The sequence below is a fragment of the Staphylococcus sp. T93 genome (genome assembly GCF_016743875.1).
Taxonomy (GTDB): domain Bacteria; phylum Bacillota; class Bacilli; order Staphylococcales; family Staphylococcaceae; genus Staphylococcus; species Staphylococcus aureus.
On the sequence record NZ_CP068247.1, the window covers coordinates 166,084 to 192,199 of the forward strand.

General features: G+C 30.3%; 27 protein-coding genes. 20 read left to right on the forward strand and 7 right to left on the reverse strand.

All coding sequences use genetic code 11. The features are described 5' to 3' along the window. The first annotated feature begins 143 nt into the window (after positions 1 to 143). The 4 genes from vraF (at position 144) to JG553_RS00815 (ending at position 5,149) form a co-directional block, all read left to right on the forward strand. Positions 144 to 905, forward strand: coding sequence for an ABC transporter ATP-binding protein VraF (vraF, locus tag JG553_RS00800; protein ID WP_000985996.1), 762 nt, complete (start codon positions 144 to 146; stop codon positions 903 to 905). Then, positions 895 to 2,784, forward strand: a complete 1,890-nt coding sequence (gene vraG, locus JG553_RS00805; RefSeq protein ID WP_000143623.1) for an ABC transporter permease VraG — start codon at positions 895 to 897, stop codon at positions 2,782 to 2,784. The genes vraF and vraG overlap by 11 nt, the downstream gene beginning before the upstream one ends. Positions 2,785 to 3,508: 724 nt before the next feature. Beyond that, positions 3,509 to 4,126, forward strand: a complete 618-nt coding sequence (locus JG553_RS00810) for a DUF47 domain-containing protein (protein ID WP_000491755.1) — start codon at positions 3,509 to 3,511, stop codon at positions 4,124 to 4,126. A 15-nt stretch (positions 4,127 to 4,141) separates the two neighbouring features. Further along, complete coding sequence (locus JG553_RS00815; protein WP_000120368.1) at positions 4,142 to 5,149, forward strand: inorganic phosphate transporter; 1,008 nt, start codon at positions 4,142 to 4,144, stop codon at positions 5,147 to 5,149. 587 nt (positions 5,150 to 5,736) lie between these two features. On the opposite strand, the gene JG553_RS00820 is transcribed toward JG553_RS00815, so the two are convergent. Continuing rightward, positions 5,737 to 6,534, reverse strand: coding sequence for a LysM peptidoglycan-binding domain-containing protein (locus JG553_RS00820; RefSeq protein WP_000731644.1), 798 nt, complete (start codon positions 6,532 to 6,534; stop codon positions 5,737 to 5,739). Positions 6,535 to 6,894: 360 nt separating this feature from the next. Between JG553_RS00820 and JG553_RS00825 the strand changes: the two genes are divergently transcribed. From JG553_RS00825 to JG553_RS00870, 10 genes are all read left to right on the forward strand, one after another. After that, the gene (locus JG553_RS00825) at positions 6,895 to 7,539 is read left to right on the forward strand and encodes a Bax inhibitor-1/YccA family protein (protein ID WP_000081602.1); all 645 of its coding nucleotides are present in this window, start codon (positions 6,895 to 6,897) and stop codon (positions 7,537 to 7,539) included. 696 nt (positions 7,540 to 8,235) lie between these two features. Next, positions 8,236 to 10,386 (forward strand): helix-turn-helix transcriptional regulator, encoded by a 2,151-nt coding sequence (locus tag JG553_RS00830; RefSeq protein ID WP_001129754.1) that lies wholly within the window; start codon positions 8,236 to 8,238, stop codon positions 10,384 to 10,386. Between the two features lie 145 nt (positions 10,387 to 10,531). Next, the gene (gene sarX, locus JG553_RS00835; protein ID WP_001090985.1) at positions 10,532 to 10,891 is read left to right on the forward strand and encodes an HTH-type transcriptional regulator SarX; all 360 of its coding nucleotides are present in this window, start codon (positions 10,532 to 10,534) and stop codon (positions 10,889 to 10,891) included. 189 nt (positions 10,892 to 11,080) lie between these two features. Further along, the gene (locus JG553_RS00840) at positions 11,081 to 11,797 is read left to right on the forward strand and encodes a YebC/PmpR family DNA-binding transcriptional regulator (RefSeq protein WP_000532966.1); all 717 of its coding nucleotides are present in this window, start codon (positions 11,081 to 11,083) and stop codon (positions 11,795 to 11,797) included. Continuing rightward, positions 11,797 to 12,270: a cupin domain-containing protein gene (locus JG553_RS00845; RefSeq protein WP_000833483.1), complete on the forward strand. Its 474-nt coding sequence runs from the start codon at positions 11,797 to 11,799 to the stop codon at positions 12,268 to 12,270. Before JG553_RS00840 ends, JG553_RS00845 begins: the two co-directional genes overlap by 1 nt. A 91-nt stretch (positions 12,271 to 12,361) precedes the next feature. Beyond that, entirely contained in the window at positions 12,362 to 12,478 is a 117-nt protein-coding gene (locus JG553_RS00850) for a hypothetical protein (protein ID WP_001789973.1), read from the forward strand. 144 nt (positions 12,479 to 12,622) lie between these two features. Then, positions 12,623 to 13,267, forward strand: coding sequence for a ribonuclease FAU-1 family protein (locus JG553_RS00855; protein ID WP_000865624.1), 645 nt, complete (start codon positions 12,623 to 12,625; stop codon positions 13,265 to 13,267). A 115-nt stretch (positions 13,268 to 13,382) separates the two neighbouring features. Next, positions 13,383 to 14,249: a LysR family transcriptional regulator gene (locus JG553_RS00860; protein WP_000687411.1), complete on the forward strand. Its 867-nt coding sequence runs from the start codon at positions 13,383 to 13,385 to the stop codon at positions 14,247 to 14,249. A gap of 200 nt (positions 14,250 to 14,449) precedes the next feature. Then, a complete protein-coding gene (locus JG553_RS00865; protein ID WP_000367064.1) occupies positions 14,450 to 15,670 on the forward strand; it encodes a sugar efflux transporter in 1,221 nt (406 codons plus the stop codon). Further along, complete coding sequence (locus JG553_RS00870) at positions 15,667 to 16,155, forward strand: DUF456 domain-containing protein (RefSeq protein ID WP_000152582.1); 489 nt, start codon at positions 15,667 to 15,669, stop codon at positions 16,153 to 16,155. The genes JG553_RS00865 and JG553_RS00870 overlap by 4 nt, the downstream gene beginning before the upstream one ends. Before the next feature lie 98 nt (positions 16,156 to 16,253). Here JG553_RS00870 and JG553_RS00875 read toward each other — a convergent pair whose 3' ends face one another. Next, positions 16,254 to 16,943 (reverse strand): DUF1129 domain-containing protein, encoded by a 690-nt coding sequence (locus tag JG553_RS00875; protein WP_000842860.1) that lies wholly within the window; start codon positions 16,941 to 16,943, stop codon positions 16,254 to 16,256. 126 nt (positions 16,944 to 17,069) lie between these two features. On the opposite strand from JG553_RS00875, the gene JG553_RS00880 reads away from it, so the two are divergent. From JG553_RS00880 to JG553_RS00895, 4 genes are all read left to right on the forward strand, one after another. Further along, positions 17,070 to 17,513, forward strand: coding sequence for a GNAT family N-acetyltransferase (locus JG553_RS00880; RefSeq protein ID WP_001259678.1), 444 nt, complete (start codon positions 17,070 to 17,072; stop codon positions 17,511 to 17,513). Positions 17,514 to 17,579: 66 nt separating this feature from the next. Next, on the forward strand, positions 17,580 to 17,975 hold the full coding sequence (locus tag JG553_RS00885; protein ID WP_000733431.1) for an SA0632 family lipoprotein: 396 nt from the start codon (positions 17,580 to 17,582) through the stop codon (positions 17,973 to 17,975). A gap of 137 nt (positions 17,976 to 18,112) precedes the next feature. Then, on the forward strand, positions 18,113 to 18,412 hold the full coding sequence (locus JG553_RS00890; protein WP_000545115.1) for a hypothetical protein: 300 nt from the start codon (positions 18,113 to 18,115) through the stop codon (positions 18,410 to 18,412). A gap of 79 nt (positions 18,413 to 18,491) precedes the next feature. Continuing rightward, the gene (locus tag JG553_RS00895; RefSeq protein WP_000638613.1) at positions 18,492 to 19,034 is read left to right on the forward strand and encodes a GNAT family N-acetyltransferase; all 543 of its coding nucleotides are present in this window, start codon (positions 18,492 to 18,494) and stop codon (positions 19,032 to 19,034) included. Between the two features lie 95 nt (positions 19,035 to 19,129). Here JG553_RS00895 and JG553_RS00900 read toward each other — a convergent pair whose 3' ends face one another. From JG553_RS00900 to JG553_RS00915, 4 genes are all read right to left on the reverse strand, one after another. Continuing rightward, complete coding sequence (locus tag JG553_RS00900) at positions 19,130 to 19,696, reverse strand: LOG family protein (protein ID WP_000820892.1); 567 nt, start codon at positions 19,694 to 19,696, stop codon at positions 19,130 to 19,132. 1 nt (position 19,697) lies between these two features. After that, positions 19,698 to 20,156, reverse strand: a complete 459-nt coding sequence (locus JG553_RS00905) for a YaiI/YqxD family protein (RefSeq protein ID WP_000148828.1) — start codon at positions 20,154 to 20,156, stop codon at positions 19,698 to 19,700. Between the two features lie 2 nt (positions 20,157 to 20,158). Further along, positions 20,159 to 20,842, reverse strand: a complete 684-nt coding sequence (locus JG553_RS00910; protein WP_000358498.1) for a hypothetical protein — start codon at positions 20,840 to 20,842, stop codon at positions 20,159 to 20,161. Positions 20,843 to 21,013: 171 nt separating this feature from the next. Then, a complete protein-coding gene (locus JG553_RS00915) occupies positions 21,014 to 21,889 on the reverse strand; it encodes an undecaprenyl-diphosphate phosphatase (RefSeq protein ID WP_000469890.1) in 876 nt (291 codons plus the stop codon). Positions 21,890 to 22,107: 218 nt separating this feature from the next. On the opposite strand from JG553_RS00915, the gene JG553_RS00920 reads away from it, so the two are divergent. Together JG553_RS00920 and JG553_RS00925 are read left to right on the forward strand one after the other, a co-directional pair. Further along, positions 22,108 to 23,739 carry an ABC transporter ATP-binding protein/permease gene (locus JG553_RS00920; RefSeq protein ID WP_000737143.1) on the forward strand — a complete coding sequence of 544 codons (1,632 nt, stop codon included), beginning with the start codon at positions 22,108 to 22,110 and terminating at the stop codon, positions 23,737 to 23,739. Continuing rightward, positions 23,736 to 25,409, forward strand: a complete 1,674-nt coding sequence (locus tag JG553_RS00925) for an amino acid ABC transporter ATP-binding/permease protein (protein WP_000857602.1) — start codon at positions 23,736 to 23,738, stop codon at positions 25,407 to 25,409. The genes JG553_RS00920 and JG553_RS00925 overlap by 4 nt, the downstream gene beginning before the upstream one ends. A 126-nt stretch (positions 25,410 to 25,535) precedes the next feature. Here the strand turns inward: JG553_RS00925 and mgrA are convergent, their stop codons facing one another. Next, a complete protein-coding gene (mgrA, locus tag JG553_RS00930; RefSeq protein WP_001283444.1) occupies positions 25,536 to 25,979 on the reverse strand; it encodes a global transcriptional regulator MgrA in 444 nt (147 codons plus the stop codon). Positions 25,980 to 26,116 lie beyond the last annotated feature (137 nt).

Below are 26,116 nucleotides of genomic sequence, written 5' to 3' on the forward strand. Positions count from 1 at the left end.
ACATGTGTTTTGTTACTTAGAATTGATACATCAATGCAGCTTCAACGTTATAATAAGATAGATGTTAGTCATATGTTAAATTGAAGATACAAGTGCCAAAGCCTAAAGGAAATGAAGTTAAGATAAATTATAGGAGTGTTAAAGTGGCAATTTTAGAAGTAAAACAATTAACAAAAATATATGGAACTAAAAAAATGGCACAAGAAGTGTTGCGAGATATCAATATGTCTATTGAAGAAGGCGAGTTTATTGCTATTATGGGTCCCTCTGGATCTGGGAAAACGACATTATTAAATGTTTTAAGTTCAATTGATTATATTTCACAAGGTTCTATTACATTAAAAGGAAAAAAATTAGAAAAGCTTTCAAACAAGGAATTATCTGATATACGCAAGCATGATATTGGTTTTATTTTTCAAGAGTATAATTTACTGCATACATTGACTGTTAAAGAAAACATAATGTTACCACTAACGGTACAGAAGTTAGATAAAGAACATATGTTAAATCGTTATGAAAAAGTAGCAGAAGCATTAAATATATTGGATATTAGTGATAAATATCCCTCTGAATTGTCTGGTGGACAAAGGCAACGAACATCAGCTGCCAGAGCATTTATAACATTGCCTTCTATTATATTTGCTGACGAACCAACAGGTGCACTGGATTCTAAAAGTACTCAAGATTTATTAAAACGATTAACAAGAATGAATGAAGCATTTAAGTCTACAATTATTATGGTAACGCATGATCCTGTTGCAGCAAGCTATGCAAATCGAGTAGTGATGCTAAAAGATGGTCAAATTTTCACTGAATTATACCAAGGGGATGACGATAAACATACCTTTTTCAAAGAAATAATACGTGTACAAAGTGTTTTAGGTGGCGTTAATTATGACCTTTAACGAGATAATATTTAAAAATTTCCGTCAAAATTTATCACATTATGCCATCTATCTTTTTTCGTTAATTACGAGTGTAGTATTGTATTTTAGCTTTGTAGCATTAAAATACGCTCATAAACTAAACATGACAGAGTCATATCCAATTATAAAGGAAGGCTCACAAGTCGGAAGCTACTTTCTATTTTTCATCATAATTGCATTTTTGTTATATGCCAATGTGTTATTTATTAAACGACGAAGTTATGAGCTTGCATTATATCAAACATTAGGTTTATCTAAATTCAACATTATTTATATACTAATGCTCGAACAATTACTAATATTTATAATTACGGCAATATTAGGTATTATTATTGGTATTTTTGGTTCGAAACTGTTATTAATGATTGTCTTTACATTATTAGGAATTAAAGAAAAGGTTCCAATTATTTTTAGTTTGAGGGCGGTATTTGAAACATTAATGTTAATCGGTGTCGCTTATTTTTTAACATCTGCTCAAAATTTTATATTAGTGTTCAAACAATCTATTTCACAGATGTCAAAGAATAACCAGGTTAAAGAAACAAATCATAATAAAATTACATTTGAAGAGGTTGTTTTAGGCATCTTAGGTATAGTATTGATTACCACAGGATACTATCTATCTTTGAACATTGTTCAATATTATGATTCTATCGGTACACTTATGTTTATTTTATTGTCAACTGTGATTGGGGCATACTTATTTTTTAAAAGCTCTGTTTCTCTAGTTTTTAAAATGGTGAAGAAGTTTAGAAAAGGTGTTATAAGTGTAAATGATGTCATGTTCTCATCATCTATTATGTATCGTATTAAGAAAAATGCTTTTTCACTTACGGTCATGGCAATCATTTCAGCGATTACTGTTTCAGTTCTTTGCTTTGCTGCTATAAGTAGAGCGTCCTTATCAAGTGAAATAAAATATACTGCACCACACGACGTTACAATTAAAGACCAACAAAAAGCTAATCAATTAGCAAGTGAATTAAACAATCAAAAAATTCCTCATTTTTATAATTATAAAGAAGTAATTCATACGAAATTGTATAAAGATAATTTATTTGATGTAAAAGCGAAAGAACCATACAATGTAACAATTACTAGTGATAAATACATCCCTAATACTGATTTGAAACGTGGGCAAGCTGATTTATTTGTAGCGGAAGGTTCTATCAAAGATTTAGTGAAACATAAGAAGCATGGTAAGGCAATTATAGGAACGAAAAAACATCATGTTAATATTAAGTTACGTAAAGATATTAATAAAATCTATTTTATGACAGATGTTGATTTAGGTGGACCAACGTTTGTCTTAAATGACAAAGACTATCAAGAAATAAGAAAGTATACAAAGGCAAAGCATATCGTCTCTCAATTTGGATTCGATTTGAAACATAAAAAAGATGCTTTAGCATTAGAAAAAGCGAAAAATAAAGTTGATAAATCTATTGAAACAAGAAGTGAAGCGATAAGCTCAATATCAAGTTTAACCGGAATATTATTATTTGTAACATCATTTTTAGGTATTACATTCTTGATTGCTGTATGTTGCATTATATACATAAAGCAAATAGATGAAACCGAAGATGAGTTAGAGAATTATAGTATTTTGAGAAAGCTTGGATTTACACAAAAAGATATGGCAAGGGGACTAAAGTTTAAAATTATGTTTAATTTTGGGTTACCTTTAGTTATTGCACTATCACATGCATATTTTACATCATTAGCATATATGAAATTAATGGGTACAACGAATCAAATACCGGTTTTCATAGTAATGGGATTATACATTTGTATGTATGCTGTTTTTGCAGTGACGGCTTATAATCATTCCAAGCGAACAATTAGACATTCCATATAAAATATACAGATGGCTTTCAGTAGAGTAGTGGATTCGGATTCACGAACTATACTGGAAGCTTTTTATTATAAATGAAGAGAAGTTATATTTTTAGCATGTATAGTTGAATACTGGGTTAAAATACCATATTAATAATGAAGTAAAGGTATGAGTGATTATGAAAGTGTTTTGAATGAAATATATTTAATTGGTGATGCTTTTAATTGAAAAGATTAACAGGATTCAACTTTGTAAATTGTATTAAATGTGAGAAAATAAAAGTATATTCATTGAGAGATATATGAGTCAATGATCGTTTTAAACAAGATAAGTGTATTTTAATATGTAAAAGTTATGTAATAAATATTGTATCGTTGCAAATTTCCCAACTATATCCATTTACAATTTTTAGAGTTGTATAGATAAAAAATTGCCTATACAATAACTTTTTCAAAACAAATGCCTACTACTATTTAAATTTTATGTAAAAGTTAAGTTTCGGAATTGTTAAAAATTTGTAAATTGAATTGTGGGATTGTAAATTTTGTGCTATTTTCATATAAGGGCAAATACAGTAAATTGTTTACTGTGAGGCATTTTTGAAATTAATATCAGTACACTAAAATTATACTGACGATTGATAATAACAAATTTGTATCATTAGTTTGTAAATTCACTTGTCTTAATTTGAAACAAATTATAACTGAATGTGATTGGTGACAATCGCTTAAATGGAGGATTTTAAATGTTTAGTAAGAAAAAAGATAAGTTTATGGTTCAATTAGAAGAGATGGTTTTCAATCTGGATCGTGCTGCTATTGAATTCGGTAAAATGGATTTCAATACACATTTAGATTTAAAAGCATACTCAGACAACATTAAAACTTATGAGTCACATGGTGACGAATTAGTACATCAAGTAATTACTGATTTAAATCAAACATTTATCACACCAATTGAACGTGAAGATATTTTATCATTATGTGATGCAATTGATGATGTTTTAGATGCAATTGAAGAAACGGCAGCTATGTTTGAAATGTATTCAATCGAATACACAGATGAATATATGGCTGAGTTTGTTGATAACATTCAAAAAGCAGTTGCAGAAATGAAACTTGCTGTCGGCTTATTAGTCGATAAAAAATTATCACATATGCGTATTCATTCAATTAATATTAAAGAATTTGAAACAAACTGTGATGGTATTTTAAGACAGTCAATTAAACATATTTTCAATAGCGAAACAGATCCAATCACTTTAATTAAAATAAAAGATATTTATGAAAGCATGGAAGAAATCGCTGATAAATGTCAAATCGTAGCAAATAATTTTGAAACTATTATTATGAAAAATAGCTAAGGGGAGTATATATTTATGTCATATATAATCATCGTCACTATAGCTGTAGTTATTTTCTCGCTGATATTTGACTTTATCAATGGATTCCATGATACAGCCAATGCAGTAGCTACTGCTGTATCTACTAGAGCGTTAACGCCTAAAACGGCAATTTTAATGGCAGCAGTGATGAACTTTATAGGTGCTTTAACATTTACGGGCGTTGCAGGCACCATTACTAAAGACATTGTCGATCCATTTAAATTGGAAAATGGATTAGTTGTTGTGTTAGCTGCAATACTTGCGGCTATTATTTGGAATTTAGCTACTTGGTTTTACGGAATTCCAAGTTCGTCTTCACATGCACTTATAGGTTCAATTGCGGGTGCAGCAATCGCATCTGAAGGCTCATTTGGAGTGTTACATTACCAAGGTTTCACAAAAATTATTATTGTATTAATCGTTTCACCGATTATCGCATTTTGTGTTGGTTTCTTGATGTATTCAATTTTTAAAGTTATCTTTAAAAATGCAAATTTAACAAGAGCGAATCGTAACTTTAGATTTTTCCAAATTTTCACAGCAGCGTTACAATCATTCTCTCACGGTACGAATGATGCGCAAAAATCAATGGGTATTATTACGTTGGCATTGATTGTCGCTAATGTACAGAATGATGGCAGTGTTGAACCACAGTTATGGGTAAAATTTGCCTGTGCGACAGCAATGGGGCTTGGTACTGCAATTGGTGGCTGGAAAATTATCAAAACTGTAGGTGGTAATATTATGAAAATACGTCCAGCAAATGGTGCTGCGGCCGATTTATCATCTGCATTAACAATTTTTGTTGCATCATCGCTACATTTCCCATTATCAACAACTCACGTTGTGTCATCATCAATCTTAGGTGTTGGTGCTTCTAACCGAGCTAAAGGTGTAAAATGGAGCACTGCGCAACGAATGATCATTACATGGGTGATTACATTACCTATTTCAGCATTGTTAGCAGGTTTACTATTCTATATACTTAACTTATTTTTCTAATTGAAAATAAAACTAAACTGAACTTCAGTATCACAAACATATGGTGGTATTGAAGTTCAGTTTTTTATGTAAGTAGATAACATATTTTATAGAATTTACGTAGAATGACCAAGACAAAGCATTTTAATTAGGAGGCTATATTATAAATGTATTCCATGGAACATAATCAGTTAGGTCATTAAAATATATGTAAGAGCAAAATAATGATTTAATAGTTTATATTCTTCAATGAAGGAATAATTAAATAGTTATCAACTTGTTTAATTAACCTAAATTGTATTGGGCTTTATTTAATATAAATTTGTATATGTAGACGAAAAAGCGTAAAATACTGGTATAACAAATTAAATCATTATATAGTCAACTTAGTTGCATTATTTTGATTTTTAATATATTATGCATTTAATTTAATCAAATAGGTAGGTTGTTAATTTTTACCTAACTACCATTCATACAAAATATAAATATGTATGATAGGGAAGGGTGAGATAATTTTTTGTACCAAAATGAAAATTTTTTTCAAAAATAAAAAACTAGCAATCTCACATGATGTGAATTGCTAGTATATATCAGTACAATTTATTTAATTAATGGATGAATGCATAGCTAGAAACTTCTGAAGCTGGAATTGTACGGTAGTTCATATTGTATGGACCATATGTGTAATTCATTTCAGAAATCAAGATACTACCATCACCATTGACACGTTCAACATAAGCAACATGACCATATGGACCAGGTGTGCTTTGCATAATTGAACCAACTGATGGTGTGTTGTTTACTTGGTAACCATCATTAGCTGCGTTACCAGCCCAATACTTAGCGTCTGACCAATATGTGCTAATTGGACTACCAGCTTGAGCACGACGGTCAAATACGTACCATGTACATTGACCAGCAGTGTATAAATTTTGGTGATTAAAAGATGATGCATTGCCATTGCTACCTGTTGTAGCTGTTGGTGTTGTACCACCTGATCCACCATTAGGAATTTGTAATGTTTGGTTAGGCATAATTAAATAACCACGTAAGTTATTGGCTGCCATTAATTGATCAACTGAAACACCATATCTGCTAGCAATGATATTTAATGATTCACCAGCTTGTACAGTATGAGATGATGCTGAACCAGCTTGTGGAGAAGTGTTTGACGTATTTTGTGCATCACTTCCACCTACTGAGATAACTTGACCAGGGAATACCAAGTTGTTATCTAATTGGTTATTTTGTTTAATACTCTCTACTGAAGTGTTGTATTTTTGAGCAATACTCCATAATGATTCACCAGATTGTACTGTATGTTGTGTAGAAGCTTGTGCATCATGATGCGTTAAAAATGCAGCTGCACCAGATGTTGCTGTTATTGCAAATGCTAATTTTTTCAAAGGGACTCCTCCTTAAAATTATGTTTTACTACTTTTAAAAATTATTAAGACAATTTATATAGTAAATTAAGTTTTCGTTTTATATTACGATTTCCATATTATCAAAAATAAGTAGCTTTGTGTGGTTTGTTATTATCTTGTAATATTATTAACATTTTAGGATATCGGTTCATATTTTTATAAATGCTGATTTGATAGTGTATAAAAGCGTTTTAGTGATTTTAACTAATTATAAAAAATTATATTTTGTAACATTGTAAAATGTAAAATTACTATACTTGTTAAAGGTTATTTCTTTTGATGAAGCAAAATTTACTGTAAAATTTGACGCATAAAACGACGGTAGAAGGAGGAATTATTTTGTCGCAAAATACAAATCATTCATATTATCATCAAAACCAGCATGCTCAATCAATAAGTAAAGTGTGGCTTTATTTTATGTATTATTGGATTATATTTGGCATAGGATGCTATCTAGGTCAGTTTTTACCATTAAGTTGGCGACAACCCTTGTCATTTGGATTACTGATTATTATTTTAGCAACACTTGTTTTTGAAAGAGCGAGACGGTTCGGTTTAATTATTTCACATATTTACGCTGTAGTGATTGGCTTATTGTCATACGCAACGTTTACCACGTATTTACAAAATTTAGGACCAGATATTTTCTATAAAAATATCGCATTAGCAATTTTTGCATTTATAGCATTTGGTATTATTGGTTATTTCTTCGTTGGAGATGCATCGAGTATAGGCAAATATTTATTCGTTACATTAATAACATTAATTATTGCGAGTCTAATTGGTATTTTTCTTCAAAATCCTATTTTTTACACTATTATTACCGTCGTTAGTCTGTTGTTATTTCTACTTTATACTTTGTATGATTTTAATCGTTTAAAAAGAGGTGACTATTCACCAAGAGAAATGGGATTTAATCTATTTATTAATTTGTTGAATATTATTAAGGATATACTTTACCTTGCTAATATGTTCAGAAGATAAACAGTTAAATTAATAAAGAAATTTGTATAAAGTTTTGGAATAATCAATAATGAATATCAACCTTAAACTGGAGCGATTGTCATAAGTTAGAAACTTAGACTGAGATTTTACTGATAAAGCAATAAAAATATATTACCTTAATTGTAAAGATATTATTAATCATTGAAATGATTAACTGCTATAGTTCTAAAGTAAACAAATCTTAGAAGATAAACTTTAAACAGGTGTACTTGCCTTTCTAATTACACTTTTATTAGAAAAGTAAAGTATAGCTACGTATTAATTTTAAAATCGAAACATTAATAGGAAGAAGTATAGATAATATAAACAATTTAATGTTAGTTTGAGCTCATCTCAAAAGTAGAATGTGATTTAAATAAGTGTTTATTTTTAAATTGAAAATGAATATATAACTAACAAAAGATAATAGTAATACGTTGTAGATGTGGTCATTTAAAATTATTTTGAAAATACTAAAAAGTAGTGTGTTTTCAATTGGATAGTTTAATTAAACTGACTACATCTATTTTTGTAATATTTAAATGATTGATATATAAGTTTAAAAATTAACCATTATATAGTTTTATTTATTTTTGATTTGGTATTCGTATTGTGTTAAATTTACGTTTAATTAAATAAGTTAAATATTATAGGGAATGATAAAAGTGGTACTTAAATATAGAAAGAGGTAAAGTTATGGCAAAATCATGCTTGCATATACTTACTAATAATGAATATGCGACAACGCGTTGCCAAGATGGCATAGTCTTATTTTGGCCAATTGACGGGGAAATCGAACTACAAAAATTTCGTAAAAGTAAAATAATTGAAGATGATATATATATTATTAATCATCTGGATGTATTTAGTATTAAGAATAATAAAAAAACGATCATGTTGTATTTGAGTAGCGATTGGTTTGCGGAATTAGGCTTTACTTTCTTTAATTACCACTATACAGCAAAGTTGATTAAATCATCCTATAATTTGAAATGTCTACTATTAAAATTGACATATCGATACCTTGATAATCAGCCTCTTAATGACGCTGATATTAGAAAATTACAGGATATTATTAAAATCATTGCAAAAGAAGCAAGTATGGATAAAAAGATTGCACAAAATCAATATCGATATGCGTATTATGGTGATTTGCGTGATGAGCTCGAATATATTTATCAAAATGTAAATCAACGATTGACATTAAAAAGTGTCGCTGATAAATTATTTGTCTCAAAGTCAAATTTGTCATCACAATTCCACTTACTTATGGGCATGGGTTTTAAAAAATATATTGATACTTTGAAAATTGGTAAATCGATTGAAATTCTACTTACTACTGATAGTACTATTAGCAACATAAGTGAACATTTAGGTTTTAGTAGTAGCTCCACTTACTCTAAAATGTTTAAAAGTTATATGGATATAACACCGAATGAATATCGTAATTTATCAAAATATAATAAATGTTTAATGCTAAAGCCAGAACCACTAGTAGGCAAAATGGTGCAAGAAGTAAAAGAAATCATATTGAATTATATTGAACATTATAAAAACCACCTAACTGATGTTATACATATTGATGAAGACAAATTTGAAACACCTAAATTGTTTCAAACGGTTATTCAAATAAATACTTATACAGAAATGAAATTAGTTTTCTTAGAAGGAATCTTTAAAACCTTATTGAATAAGAACAGTCAAGTTGTCTTTTTCATCATGCCATCGATTCTAAAAAGTAAAAATACCATGTCCGAAGAAGAAAAATTCACAATCATTAAAACAATAATTGAAAGTGATCTAAAGATAGCATTTAATATAAATAATATTGAAACAACTTATTTTGTTGAAGAAGCTTTTATGAGTGTTTTCAGACAAATATCTCCAAACGAATTAAGTAATCATAATAATTACGAAGTGCATTTTGTTTTTGATTTATCATTGATGGAAATTAGAACAATTTATCGAATGATATTAAAATTACATAACATCATGTTGAATGTGAAATTAGGATTGAACATTACCTGTTTATTTGAAAAACCTTCAGTTTTTAAATCACTAGTATCACAAATAAAGCGACTTAAATTCGATTCGTTAATAATAGATAATGCAAATTTAAGTAGCCCTTATTTGATGGGGGAAAGTGATGAGTTACTATTGAAAAATATTTTGCATTTTAAAAATTTAAAACAAGTAATTAATGAATTGGATATTGAACAAGAAAAGCTGATTTTTCTAAATGTTGAAAATCATAAACTGCTTAATAATAAAGAACGAGATCTAAGTAATAGTGCTCCATTAATTTATAAGACATTAAGTGCGCTGTATCACAACTTTGATGGCTTTGGATTAAACATTTTTGACAATCATCAAGCATTTAATGCGATGCATCTATATGACAAAAATGGATTTAAAACAACACTAGGTCTTATATTAGAAAAGTTTATCGAATATGTCTCGAAACCAAAATACGAAAACAGTTATTATTCTATTTTTGATATAGAGAATTATTATTGTCTTGTTATTTATGATTGGCGAGTGATAGAGAGCGAGACAATTATGAGTAATTTTGAGGATAGTCAAGTTTATATAAATTTTAAAAACAATGTTTTAAACGATAAATATCTAATTGTAATAGAAACATTGGACGAAAATAGTGGCAACATTAATCATTTGATTTCTAAAGAATTAAGAGATAAATATGAATGGAACCCTAGTTTACTATCTAAAATTGACAACTACCTTAAACCAGCAATAGAGATTAAAGAGCATAATTTTAGTGATAATTCCTTGAATATTAACGTTACTTTTAATGCGTTATACATAATTAAAATAGGAAAAAAATAACACCTTGATATGTATTGCAAAATTTAATTTGCATTTGTTGGTAATTTTGACAACGTATTAAAAACAAATGAGAAAGACAATGGCTGAAAAATTTAAGATAATAATGACAGAAGCATTGTCTTTATATATTTGGGGGTGCAACATTTTGAATACTGAGAAATTAGAAACATTGCTTGGCTTCTATAAACAATATAAAGCATTATCTGAATATATTGATAAAAAATATAAGTTGTCGCTAAATGATTTAGCAGTCTTAGATTTAACGATGAAGCATTGCAAAGATGAAAAAGTACTTATGCAATCATTTTTAAAAACTGCAATGGATGAGCTAGATTTAAGTAGGACAAAATTATTAGTTTCTATAAGAAGACTAATTGAAAAAGAAAGACTTAGTAAAGTTAGATCATCTAAAGATGAGCGTAAAATTTATATTTATTTAAATAATGATGATATATCTAAATTTAATGCTTTATTTGAAGATGTAGAACAATTTTTAAATATTTAATTGAAATTGAGTGTCGAAAGCATAGAATTTGCTTATCGGCACATTTTTAATTTATACATATTTTAAAACTAAGTAACAGTTTGAAGAAATCGTAGTTCAATAATGTTAATTGTGAAAATGTATATAAACATAAAAAAATCATGTATAATATATGTTGTTAATTAAACAGTTCGAAAGCGAGATGACATTATGGGACGTAAATGGAATAACATTAAAGAAAAAAAGGCCCAAAAAGATAAAAACACAAGTAGAATATATGCGAAATTTGGTAAGGAGATTTATGTTGCAGCAAAATCTGGTGAACCCAATCCAGAATCTAACCAAGCTTTAAGGTTGGTGCTTGAACGCGCTAAGACATATTCAGTGCCGAATCATATTATTGAAAAAGCAATAGATAAAGCTAAGGGTGCTGGAGACGAAAACTTTGATCACCTAAGATATGAAGGATTTGGCCCAAGCGGATCAATGCTAATTGTTGATGCGTTAACAAATAATGTAAATCGTACTGCCTCTGATGTGCGAGCTGCTTTTGGTAAAAACGGCGGTAATATGGGTGTATCTGGATCAGTTGCTTATATGTTTGATCATGTGGCAACATTTGGTATTGAAGGAAAGTCTGTTGACGAAATACTTGAAACATTAATGGAACAAGATGTAGATGTAAATGATGTGATTGACGATAATGGATTGACAATAGTCTATGCTGAACCAGATCAATTTGCAGTCGTTCAAGATGCGCTTCGTGCAGCAGGTGTTGAAGAATTTAAAGTTGCTGAATTTGAAATGTTACCTCAAACAGATATTGAACTTTCTGAAGCGGACCAAGTAACATTTGAAAAATTAATCGATGCATTAGAAGATTTAGAAGATGTACAAAACGTATTCCATAATGTGGATTTGAAATAATGAAATCAGCAGAACAATGGATTGATGAATTGCAACTTGAATCACATCCTGAAGGTGGTTTCTATAGAGAGACAATTCGAGAAGTATTGAAAGATGGACGCAGAGCGCCGTTTAGTAGTATTTATTTTTTACTTACAGATGACAATATTTCGCATTTTCATCGAATTGATGCTGATGAAGTATGGTACTATCATGCTGGCGATTCTCTAACAATTCATATGATAAATCCGGATGGGGAATATACGACTGCAACATTGGGTACTGATATCCAAAATGGAGATGTATTGCAATATGTAGTGCCTAAAGGAACAATTTTTGCTTCTTCAATCGAAATATCAAATACTTTTAGTTTAGTAGGTTGTATGTGTCAACCGGCATTTGAGTTTAAGCAGTTTGAATTGTTTAAGCAATCTGAATTAATTACGCAATATCCGCATCTTAAATCAGTAATCGAAAAATATGCTTTAAAATAAAAGTGATCAATGAAGTGGTTTGAAGGTTGTTAATAAACCTTTGAGTCACTTCATTTTTATATGTATTCTTGATTGAATCAGAATAGATTTGATGCTTCAGCTGTTTTTAATGAAAATAGCATTAAATGATTTTGAAAACGATAAGAGTGTGTTATTTATATTTTTGAAAAATCACTTTTATGAAGAAATGTGTGTACTATCTAATTAATATTGTCTATTTTAAGTAAATTGAAGCGAGTTGTAGTAAAATAATAATAAATATTTTCATATGATTAACAAAAACTATAAAACTGTATCATGACATGACATCATTTATGTAGTTTTATATAATAATGACAAGGAGTTGGTGACTGTGAAAGTAAAGTATATAGATAAACGTCACTGGCGTCGCCTAATTGATAGGGAATACACAGAGGTAAAAGTTAATAATAATAGGTTTAAGGGTATTATAGGCTTAGTCACGATGAAAAAGGTTCGTGATCCTTTAGAGGTGACGGTAGTTGGACAAAATATCATTGTCGCAGATGACAATTATAAATGGTTGCAAATACTACCTGAAAAGAAACGTTATAGTATAACTGTAATGTTTGATAATAAAGGCAATCCATTAGAATATTATTTTGATATAAATATCAAAAATATAACGCAAAAAGGTAATGCGCGTACAGTAGATTTATGTTTAGATGTTTTAGCATTACCAAGTGGTGAATATGAGTTGGTAGATGAAGATGATTTAATGTTTGCATTAGAAAGTGAGCAAATTACAAAAAAGCAATTTCATGAAGCATATATGATTGCACATCAAATTATGGCAGAGTTAGAAAATGATTTTAAAGGATTCCAAAAGAAAATCATGTACTGCTTTAATAAAATTAATGCAAAGGCTCAAAAAAATCATCAAAAGCCACAAAATAAAACTAATATTGAAAAAAGCAAACAAATAAAGCCTAAGCAATATAATCAAACTAAAAATCACCAACAACAAAAGAAAAACTAAGTAATTCAAGCTGCAGCCATACCAATAAAATTGGTGAAATTATTCGTTAGTAATGAACTCATGAATGCTTGTAGCCATGAAAGTTCAATAATTGAATAATTTATGGGGGGAAATTATGAAGATTGAAGACTATCGTTTACTAATAACATTAGACGAAACGAAAACGTTACGTAAAGCGGCTGAAATTTTATATATATCTCAACCTGCTGTTACACAAAGACTAAAAGCTATTGAAAATGCTTTTGGAGTAGATATTTTTATCAGAACAAAAAAACAATTGATTACAACAACTGAAGGAACAATGATTATTGAGCATGCTCGTGACATGTTGAAAAGAGAGCGATTATTTTTTGACAAAATGCAGGCACATATTGGTGAAGTGAATGGAACAATATCAATCGGGTGTTCTTCTTTGATTGGACAAACCTTACTTCCTGAAGTTTTGAGCCTATATAATGCCCAATTTCCTAATGTTGAAATACAAGTGCAAGTTGGTTCAACTGAACAAATTAAAGCAAATCATAGAGATTATCATGTTATGATAACTCGTGGAAATAAGGTAATGAATTTAGCTAACACACATTTATTTAATGATGATCATTATTTTATTTTTCCAAAAAATAGACGAGATGATGTTACAAAGTTACCATTTATAGAGTTTCAAGCTGATCCGATTTATATAAATCAAATAAAAGAATGGTATAACGATAATTTAGAACAAGATTACCATGCAACTATTACAGTGGATCAAGTAGCAACTTGCAAAGAAATGTTGATTAGTGGTGTAGGTGTTACAATCTTGCCAGAAATTATGATGAAAAATATCAGCAAAGAACAATTTGAGTTTGAAAAAGTAGAAATTGATAATGAACCGCTGATTCGTTCGACATTTATGAGTTATGATCCGAGCATGTTGCAATTGCCACAAGTTGATTCTTTTGTAAATCTCATGGCGAGCTTTGTTGAACAACCAAAGGCGTAGTTTTAGACTAATTTAAGGTTTGTATTTAATTTTAAACTATTCGGTTAAATTGAACGTAGTTGGTTGCTAATGCACCAACAGCAAAAGAGCCCCTAATTAATAAATTAAAAGGGGACAAAGGAATACAGTTGGTTGCTAATGCACCAACTGCATAAGAGCCCCTAATTAATAAATTAAAAGGGGCTCTAAGAAGCGGGGTTATGGATATGTTTGCAGCGTTATTACAAATAAAGAATTATAAACTCTTTGTTGCTAATATGTTTCTACTAGGTATGGGTATTGCGGTTACGGTCCCATATCTTGTTCTTTTTGCAACTAAAGATTTAGGTATGACAACAAATCAGTATGGATTACTTCTAGCATCTGCAGCGATTAGCCAGTTTACAGTAAATTCAATTATTGCTAGATTTTCGGATACGCATCACTTTAATAGAAAAATTATTATTATTCTCGCATTATTAATGGGTGCGCTTGGTTTTTCAATATACTTTTTTGTAGATACAATCTGGTTATTCATATTACTATATGCGATTTTCCAAGGATTATTTGCACCAGCAATGCCCCAACTTTACGCATCTGCTAGAGAATCTATCAATGTTTCAAGCTCTAAAGATAGAGCTCAATTTGCCAACACAGTATTACGTTCAATGTTCTCATTGGGCTTTTTATTTGGTCCATTTATTGGTGCCCAATTAATCGGATTAAAAGGCTATGCTGGATTGTTTGGTGGAACAATAAGTATCATTTTATTTACTTTAGTACTTCAAGTGTTTTTCTATAAGGATTTAAACATTAAACACCCTATTAGTACGCAACAACATGTTGAAAAAATTGCTCCTAATATGTTTAAAGACAAAACGCTTTTATTACCATTTATTGCATTTATTTTATTACACATTGGACAATGGATGTATACGATGAATATGCCTTTATTTGTTACTGATTATTTAAAAGAAAATGAACAACATGTCGGTTATTTAGCTAGTTTATGTGCTGGTTTAGAAGTGCCATTTATGATCATTCTTGGCGTTTTATCATCTAGATTACAGACTCGAACATTGTTGATTTATGGAGCGATTTTTGGTGGTTTATTCTACTTCAGCATTGGGGTATTTAAAAACTTCTATATGATGTTAGCAGGACAGGTGTTTTTAGCTATTTTCTTAGCGGTTCTTTTAGGAATTGGTATTAGTTATTTCCAAGATATCTTACCAGATTTTCCAGGATACGCTTCAACACTATTTTCTAATGCAATGGTTATTGGACAGTTAGGCGGTAACCTATTAGGTGGTGCTATGAGTCACTGGGTAGGTTTGGAAAATGTATTTTTTGTATCAGCAGCATCAATCATGTTAGGTATGATACTTATATTCTTTACTAAAAATCAAAAAATTACAAAAGAGGATGTGATATCAACATGACAATTATTTTATGGCTACTTATCATCGCTGCCTTCATGTTAGCATTTGTTGGGTTGATTAAGCCGATTATTCCTTCTGTTTTAGTATTATGGGTTGGCTTTTTAATCTATCAATTTGGCTTTCATAATCAGCATTTATCATGGGTGTTTTATGTATCTATGGCATTGCTAACAATATTAATTTTATGTGCCGACTTTTTAGCTAATAAATATTTTGTGAATCGCTTCGGTGGTTCTAAGTTTGGAGAGTATGCAGCTTTAATTGGTGTGGTTATTGGATGTTTTGTTTTACCGCCATTTGGAATTATTATTATACCTTTTATTTTGGTATTCATAGTTGAATTAATACAAGGCTATTCATTTGAAAGAGCAGTTAAAGTAAGTATAGGTTCAATCGTAGCATTTTTAACAAGTAGTATAGCTCAAGCAATCATTATGTTTATAATGATTGTATGGTTCTTTATAGATGCTTTATTGATTAATTAATAAAAAGCTTATTGCAAAATATGTTTTTCGGTAACTGTAATTTAGTGATTTTATCATTAACAGTACCAAATTCGCATATGATGTAATAAGCTTTTTGTTTATAAAAATGTATGAGAATGTTTTTTCGAAATATTTCTTTCAATGCGTAATCCAATAGGCATAACTATAAATGAAAATATAATAAATACCCAATTGCTTACCTGAATATATGGTCCAAAGGCAAGTAATGATTGTGGAATAAAGAATACATAGAAAAATCCTACAATTAGTAGAATGATTGCTAAATAGGTGAATATCCATATCCAATTTGAATTGTTAAAACACTGCAGTTGTATTGTTTTAAAACTAAACCATATAAATAAAAAGACAATAAAGAATCCAACGACTACTGAAAACGGGAATGAAACAAAATATAAATTACTTCCATTTTTTTCCATGAAAAATCCTAAAAATCCTTTGAGAAAACTAACAATCCCAATTAATAGAACGATGTGTTGATAGATATATTTAAAAATATTTTTAAATGTTTCATTAGGCATCGCTTTTAGTTCTTTTATTGCATGTGCTTTTGGGTCGTGATTGAAAAAATCTAAGGCTAATAAACCATGTTGTTCTGCGCTTAATAATTGTTTGAGTATACGGTTAATAATTAACTCTGTATCATGAGGGTTGACGCGAAAGTCAGAGCGCATATAAGTCATATAATTCTCGAAGATTTCTCTATCAGTATTGCTTAATCTTAATGATTTAACATTATTTTCTTTTGTTAATTGCGCAGTACTTTTCATTGTTACTTAAGCGCTCCTTTAAAAATGTTTAATTCCAAATTAAAATGGAAATGATTTTATAGTATTAATAAGGTCAATCATATCATATTAAACGCATAAATATAACGATTAATATTGGAGAGGAAAATGAGGACACTTAATAAAGATGAACATAATTATATCAAGCAAATAGCTAATATACATGAGACATTATTGTCGCAAGTAGAATCCAACTATAAATGTACTAAACTGAGTATTGCTCTTAGGTACGAGATGATATGTTCAAGATTAGAACATACAAATGATAAAATTTATATATATGAAAATGAAGGTCAATTAATAGCGTTTATTTGGGGACATTTTAGTAATGAAAAAAGTATGGTTAACATTGAACTGCTATATGTTGAACCACAATTTCGCAAACTGGGAATAGCTACGCAACTGAAGATTGCGCTTGAAAAATGGGCAAAAACTATGAATGCAAAGCGAATAAGCAATACAATTCATAAAAATAATTTGCCAATGATATCTTTGAATAAAGATTTAGGTTATCAAGTGAGTCATGTGAAAATGTATAAAGATATTGATTAGAATTAGGATTATGTTGCTAATTCATGTTAAAATTAAAAAAGATTTAATGACGTTAAGGAGTTTTATATGAAGAAATTAATCATCAGTATTATGGCGGTCATGCTATTTTTAACAGGTTGTGGTAAAAGTCAAGAGAAAGCCACTCTGGAAAAGGATATCGATAATTTACAAAAAGAAAATAAAGAATTAAAAGACAAAAAAGAAAAGCTTCAACAAGAAAAAGAAAAATTAGCAGATAAGCAAAAAGACCTTGAAAAAGAAGTGAAAGATTTAAAACCTTCAAAAGAAGATAACAAGGATGATAAAAAAGACGAAGACAAAAATAAAGACAAAGATAAAGATAAAGAGGCATCACAAGATAAGCAATCAAAAGATCAAACTAAGTCATCGGATAAAGATAATCACAAAAAGCCTACATCAGCAGATAAAGATCAAAAAGCTAATGACAAACACCAATCATAATCGAATTGCTTACTTGTTATAGATGAAAGGTACAGCGTTTTAAACCTTATTTTAAGGGTATGTATTAATTAAAATGTGGTCATGATTGAAACAGAATGTAAAAATAGACAACATAATTAATAAAGGAGAGAAACGGCATGCATGAACAAGATTTTAGAATTTTAGAGGGTCAAGATATTACTTTGCCAGAATTAGGTAGAGAATTAGAAAATATTACAGGACATACGATTGCTGATTCTACTGGCGAAATTAAGCGTGTAATTGCACATTTACCAAACTTTGAGTCCGATACAGATACTTTTGTTGCTACATATCGTTTAAACCATCAACAAGATTTTATAGATGCAACTTTTACTGCGCTGAAATCAGATAGAGCACGTTTAAAAGAAGTGCCAGTTCATGTTGAACTTATAAGTTATATTTCTAAATCAAAATAAACTGCTATCTAAAACGCAAAGTTGATCAAAATATCGATTTTGTGTTTTTTATTGAGAAATTATATAGGAGTGTCAATCGATGATTTATTGTGAAACAGAGCGTTTAATATTAAGAGACTGGCATGAAGATGATCTGTTACCTTTTCAAAAAATGAATGCGAATTATGACGTACGTAAATATTTTCCAAGTTTATTGAGTTATCGTCGTTCAGAATTAGATATGAGAACTATGGATGCGGTTATTAAAGATTATGGCATTGGATTATTTGCTGTAGAAGATAAAGAGTCCCATCAATGGATAGGCTTTATAGGTTTGAATTATATTCCAGAAACAAGCGATTATCCATTTAAAGAATTACCGCTTTATGAAATAGGTTGGCGCTTGTTGCCAGAATTTTGGGGAAAAGGATTAGCAACTGAAGGCGCAAAGGCAACATTGAAGTTAGCAGAAGAACATCAAATATACGATGTCTATAGTTTTACAGCAGAAGCAAATAAAGCTTCACAACGTGTAATGGAAAAAATTGGCATGACAGTGTATGATCATTTCGAATTACCCAATCTAAGTAAGTATCATTTATTAAAAAGGCAAGTGCGCTATTACATTAATCTTCGAAAGTGAAAAATTTATACATAAGCGTAACAAACACCCCTAACATTGTTTAGCTGATGATAACAATATTAGGGGTGTTTGTTTATTTTTTAACCTTAGAATGATTAATCGTATGAACGAGTACCCAGAGGTTTGAAATTTAATATTGATTCAATTAATGATTCCTTAGTGTCGCATAACGGTGCAAGAGCACGATACTTAGGATCAATAAAACCTTCCTCAATCATATGGTCAATCATTGTTTGTAGTGGATTGAAAAAGCCATTAATATTATAAATGGCAATAGGCTTTTCATGGATACCTATTTGAGCCCAACTATACATTTCGAAAAATTCTTCTAGTGAACCTGCGCCACCAGGAGCCATGACAAATGCATCTGCAAGTTCTGCCATTTTATTTTTACGTTCATGCATAGAATCAACTAAAATTAATTCAGTTAAACGTTGGCTTGTGATTTCATGTTCATCTAACATTTTAGGCATGACGCCAATAGCTTTGCCGCCATGATCTAATACACCATCTTGAATGGCACCCATAATGCCAATTGACCCTGCACCAAATACTAATTCATAACCTTGTTCAGCAAAATATTTACCTAAATCGTATGCTTTTTGTACATATGAAGGGTCATGACCTTTGCTTGCACCACAATAAACTGCGATTCGTTTCATGTTAATCCAGCTCCTTAATTCGATGAATGACTTTTAATAGTGATTGTTCAAACACTTTTTGATCTTGCTTTGTAAAAGGTGGGGGACCTTTGTGGCGACCACCTTGTTTTCTAATTTGTGCATTCATATATCGTTTATCTAATAGTTGTTGAATATTTTTGGAATTGTATATCTTCCCATTATGATGCATGACAATTAAGACTTTGTCGACTAATAAACTTGCGAGTCCATAATCTTGAGTGACTACGATATCATCCTTCGTTGATAATTGAACAATTTTGTAATCAACTGCATCTGGTCCATCATCAACATATAATGTTGATACATGTGGAGGATATAATTGGTTCGAAAAATGGCTGAAGCTCCGAATAATTGTCACAAAAATGCCTGTCTCAGTTGTTAAATCTATAATAGAATCAACAACAGGACAAGCATCTCCATCAATAATAATATGTGTCACAATTATGCCTCTGTATTGTTTTCTTTATTTTGTTGAGAGGCGCTTTTGGCAACATAATCTTTATATTTTTTAAATGACTTGATGCGTGCTTTATCAGCTTCTTGTTGGCGTTTTTGTTCTTCTTTGTGTCGTTTTTCAATATTTTTTTGTAACTTTTTATTCATTTTAGCGATTTCTTTGCGATTTTTTTCAGCTAGTTTATCGCCTTTTTTCTCAGTTTTCTCATCTAATTTATTAGGTGTTAAGCCTGCTTTTTCTTCGTATTTTTGTGATTTTTTCATATCTTTAATACGTTGTATTTCATTCTTTTCGCGGGCTTTTTGCTCTTCTTTATGACGCTTTTCGATATTTTTTTGAAGTATTTTATTCATTTTATCAGCGTCTTTACGATTTTGTTTAGCTAATTTTTCGCCTTTTTTCTCAATATAGGCAGGATCATGTTCTCTAGCAAACTTTTTAAGTTCACGTTTATTTTCAAAATCTTGTTTTTTATCGCCGACATATTCTTTAACATCACTCGCTGTGTTACTGATTGCTGCAGATGTTTTTGAAGCAACTTTACTTGTAGCATCTGTAACTTTTTGTACGTCCGGATGTTGTTTGATACGTTTACGTTCAACAATTAACGGTACCAATACAATTGGTAATACATTAATCATAAATTTGATGACTTTTTTCTTATCCATAGATCTTGCCTCCATAATTACTTTATTAATTTTACATACCCTATGATACATCAATATAAACGATGATAGTAGTGAATCACTATTAAGTATTTCAGATGTTTTTTAAAAGAAGACAATAAAAACTGCCAATCAAGTGATTCCTTAATTGACAGTCTATATTTTAAAAGGAAATTAAATACCTTTACCAATGCCAAATCCGAAGTAAAGTATAGCAATAAAGATTACTAATACAATTCTGTAAATGGCAAATGGAATTAGTTTGATTTTGTTAATTAGATGCAAGAATGTTTTGATTGCAATTAGTCCAACAGTAAATGCAGCTAAAAAGCCTAAAATATAAAAAGGTATATCAGCAATCTGAATATCTTGATAATGTTTTAATAAAGATAAACCACTAGCTGCTAACATAATTGGAACAGCCATAATAAATGTAAAGTCCGATGCTGCTTTATGATTTAATTTCATTAATACCCCAGTTGAAATTGTTGAGCCTGAACGGCTGAAACCAGGCCACATAGCTACTGCTTGAGAAATACCAATTACAAATGCTTGGAAATAACTGATTTGATCTACTGTTTGTGGGTTTTTAACTTTAGCTGAGTATTTATCAGCAATAATCATATAGATAGCACCTACGAATAAGCCAATCATAACAGTTGGCACACTAAATAAATGTTCTTCGATGAAATCATCAAATAGTAAGCCTAAAATACCTGCTGGCACCATACCCACTAATACATGTAATAAATTTAAACGTCTTGGCTTTGAACGTCTTTGTTGATCGTTATCTCCTTCAACATGTTTGTGTTTACCAATATGTAAAATCTCTAAGAAGCGTTCGCGGAACACCCATGCTGCTGCAAAGACGGATCCTAATTGGATGACGATTTTAAATGTAAATGCTGACTGAGAACCTAAAAATTCAGATGATTTTAACCACATATCATCAACTAGGATCATATGTCCAGTAGAGGAAACAGGTGCAAATTCTGTTAATCCTTCGACGACCCCTAAGATAATACCTTTTATTAATTCAATGATAAACATAATGTACCCACTTTCATTACTCAATTTAATTTATTTAAATATCAAAATTACCATATCATGATAGCATATTCATTTAAAGACATGCTAGTTATAGTTATAATACTAGACTAAAGATGTATATATTCATTTTCTTTTACATGTAAAACTACAATATTTTATTGAGCTATTTAATTTGATTTTAAGGAAAACCTTTTATAATAGGTTTAGGTGATATAATTGTGAAAAAATTAACAACAATACTGTTTCAATATAAAATTTTTCCGGTACTCATGTTCTTGGTCAGTACTGGTCTCGGCATAATCGTTATAACGCAAAATATTTTAATAGCAGATTTTTTAGCTAAAATTATAAGACATCAATTTCAAGGTTTATGGATTGTATTATTTATTTTATTAGGTGTTTTACTTTTAAGAGCAACTGTGCAATTTCTAAATCAATGGTTAGGTGATACATTAGCATTTAAAGTTAAGCATATGCTTAGACAGCGGGTTATTTATAAAAATAATGGTCATCCAATCGGTGAACAAATGACTATACTCACAGAAAACATTGATGGTCTAGCACCTTTTTATAAGAGTTATTTGCCTCAAGTGTTCAAATCAATGATGGTTCCGCTCATCATAATCATTGCAATGTTTTTCATCCATTTCAATACCGCATTAATTATGTTAATAACTGCACCATTTATTCCTTTGTTTTATATTATTTTCGGTTTGAAAACGCGAGATGAGTCAAAAGATCAAATGACTTATTTGAATCAATTTAGTCAACGGTTTTTAAATATTGCTAAAGGTTTAGTGACGTTAAAGCTATTTAATCGTACAGAGCAAACAGAGAAGCATATTTACGACGATAGTACTCAGTTTAGAACTTTAACAATGCGCATTTTACGCAGTGCTTTTTTATCGGGATTAATGCTCGAATTTATAAGTATGTTAGGTATTGGATTGGTTGCATTGGAAGCAACGCTAAGCTTAGTAGTATTTCATAATATTGATTTTAAAACTGCGGCAATTGCGATTATTTTAGCGCCTGAATTTTATAATGCAATTAAGGACTTAGGGCAAGCGTTCCATACTGGAAAACAAAGTGAAGGTGCCAGTGACGTTGTGTTTGAGTTTTTAGAACAACCGAACTATAATAATGAATTTCTATTAAAGTATGAGGAAAACCAAAAGCCATTTATTCAGTTAACAGACATATCATTTCGATATGATGATTCTGATAGATTGGTATTAAATGATTTAAATTTGGAAATATTTAAAGGTGATCAAATTGCACTTGTAGGTCCAAGCGGGGCAGGTAAATCCACTTTGACACATCTTATTGCAGGTGTTTATCAGCCAACAATAGGTACTATAAGTACAAACCAGCGTGATTTAAATATAGGAATACTTAGTCAACAGCCATATATTTTCAGTGCTTCTATAAAAGAGAATATTACGATGTTTAAAGATATAGAAAATAATACTATTGAAGAAGTGCTAGACGAAGTAGGTTTATTAGACAAAGTGCAATCTTTCACAAAAGGCATTAACACAATAATAGGTGAAGGAGGCGAAATGTTATCTGGTGGACAGATGAGACGCATAGAACTTTGCCGTCTTTTAGTTATGAAGCCAGATCTCGTTATATTTGATGAGCCTGCAACTGGTTTAGATATTCAAACAGAACACATGATTCAGAACGTTCTGTTTCAACATTTTAAAGATACAACGATGATTGTCATTGCACATAGAGATAATACAATTCGCCATTTACAACGACGCTTGTATATAGAAAATGGAAGACTGATTGCTGATGATCGCAATATTTCAGTAAATATAACAGAAAATGGTGATGACTTATGAAAACACGACTAAAATTTCAAGTAGATAAGGATTTATTGTTAGCTATAGTTGTTGGTGTTTGTGGAAGTTTAGTTGCGCTCGCCATGTTTTTCTTAAGTGGTTATATGGTGACACAAAGTGCACTTGGTGCGCCACTATACGCTCTGATGATTTTAGTCGTTACAGTAAAATTGTTTGGGTTTTTAAGAGCTATTACTCGATACGTAGAGCGCCTTATTTCTCATAAAGCTACATTTACAATGCTACGTGATATTCGGGTACAGTTTTTCGGTAAATTAGTAAATGTCATTCCTAATGTTTACCGTAAACTGAGTTCTAGTGATTTAATTTCACGTATGATTAGTCGTGTTGAGGCATTACAAAATATATATTTACGTGTTTATTATCCACCAGTCGTCATCGGTTTGACAGCGCTAGTTACAGTCATAGTTTTGGCGTTCATTTCAATCGGCCATGCGCTATTGATTATGGTTAGCATGTTGTTCACTTTACTCATTGTTCCTTGGTTAAGCTCAAAAAAAGCACGTACTTTAAAGAAACATGCAGCTAATGAACAGGCCCGATTTTTAAATCATTTTTATGATTATAAAGCTGGTATGGATGAACTACGTCGATTTAATCAAATTAATCATTATCGAGATAATTTGATGGCTAAATTAAATCATTTTGATAAATTACAACTTAAAGAGCAACGCTTTTTAACGATTTATGATTTTATATTAAATATTATTGCTATGCTTTCGATTTTTGGTAGTTTAGTTCTAGGATTAATTCAAATTAATGCAGGCCAACTAAATATTATTTATATGACGAGTATAGTTTTAATGGTCTTAACTTTATTTGAACAAGCTGTACCAATGACAAATGTCGCGTATTATAAAGCGGATACTGACCAAGCATTGCACGATATTAATGAAGTGATATCTGTACCTTCTACTAATGGAAAAAAACGTCTTAATGATAAGTATGATGCAACGAACATTTATGAAGTTAAGGATGCTAGTTTTAAGTATTGGAATCAGCAAACGTATGTGTTGTCGGATATTAATTTTAATGTTAATAGAGGCGAAAAGATTGCGATTGTGGGTCCTTCTGGTTCAGGAAAAAGTACATTACTACAAATTATGGCAGGGTTATATCAATTAGATAGTGGCTCTGTTCGTTTCGAAAATATGGATATGTTTGAAATAGATGACAAAGATAAGTTTGAATCGTTAAATGTCTTGCTACAATCTCAACAATTATTTGATGGTACAATACGTCAAAATTTATTTACCGATGAAAAAGATGAAGCGGTGCAAGCAATATTTAAGCAATTAGATTTAGAACATTTGGCACTAGAACGTCAAATTGACTTAGATGGTCATACATTATCTGGCGGAGAAATTCAGCGTTTAGCGATTACGAGGATGTTATTAAAAGATACTGCATCAACATGGATTTTAGATGAACCAACAACTGCATTAGATAAACAAAATAGTTTAAAAGTTATGGATTTAATTGAAGCACATGCAGAAACATTAATTGTTGCTACACACGATTTAACTTTATTGTCACGTTTTGAGACCATCATTGTGATGATAAATGGTAAAATAGTTGAAAAGGGAAACTATCAACAATTACTAGCTAATCAAGGTGCTTTATGGAATATGATTCAATATAATGCATAAAAAAACTGCTTGATAGGCTAAGAAACCTTTCAAGCAGTTTTTTAACTAACAAGCTTACGCGTGCTAATTGTTTTTCTATTCTTAATAAATTCTAAACATTACTTTAATTGTCATGACAAAAGTTAATTATTTTTCCTTTGTTTCATCAAATGCATGAATGACTTTACCTAATAAGCGATTAAGTTCTTTAACTTCATCTTGCGATAAAGAAGAAGCTGAAGCGACTTTGTCAGATGCATTACTTAATTCTGGTCTAATAGTTTCACTTTTGTCAGTCAAGTGAATAAATACTTCACGTTGATCGACTTCGGAACGTTCACGCTTAATTAAGTCTACTTGTTCCATTCGTTTTAATAATGGTGATACTGTACCAGTATCGAGTGCTAATTCAGTTACGACTTTCTTGACGTTTACAGGAGATTCATCCCATAAAATTGTTAAGACAAGAAATTGTGGGTATGTTAGATTGTACTTCTTAAAAACTTTGTTAGAGTAGTAGCGATTAACTTGTCTTTGAGCATTGTACAAACTAAAGCATAGCTGTTCTTTTAAATTATGTTGATCAGACATTAAAGTTCTCCTCCAGACATACTATCCGTTTTTTTCTCTTTTCGGATTGGTAATCATTAAAAAGTTGATTGTTTATTAATTCACAACTTTCTTTGATTCAATGCCATGCTAAAATTAAAGTATGTTTAAAGTTTAGA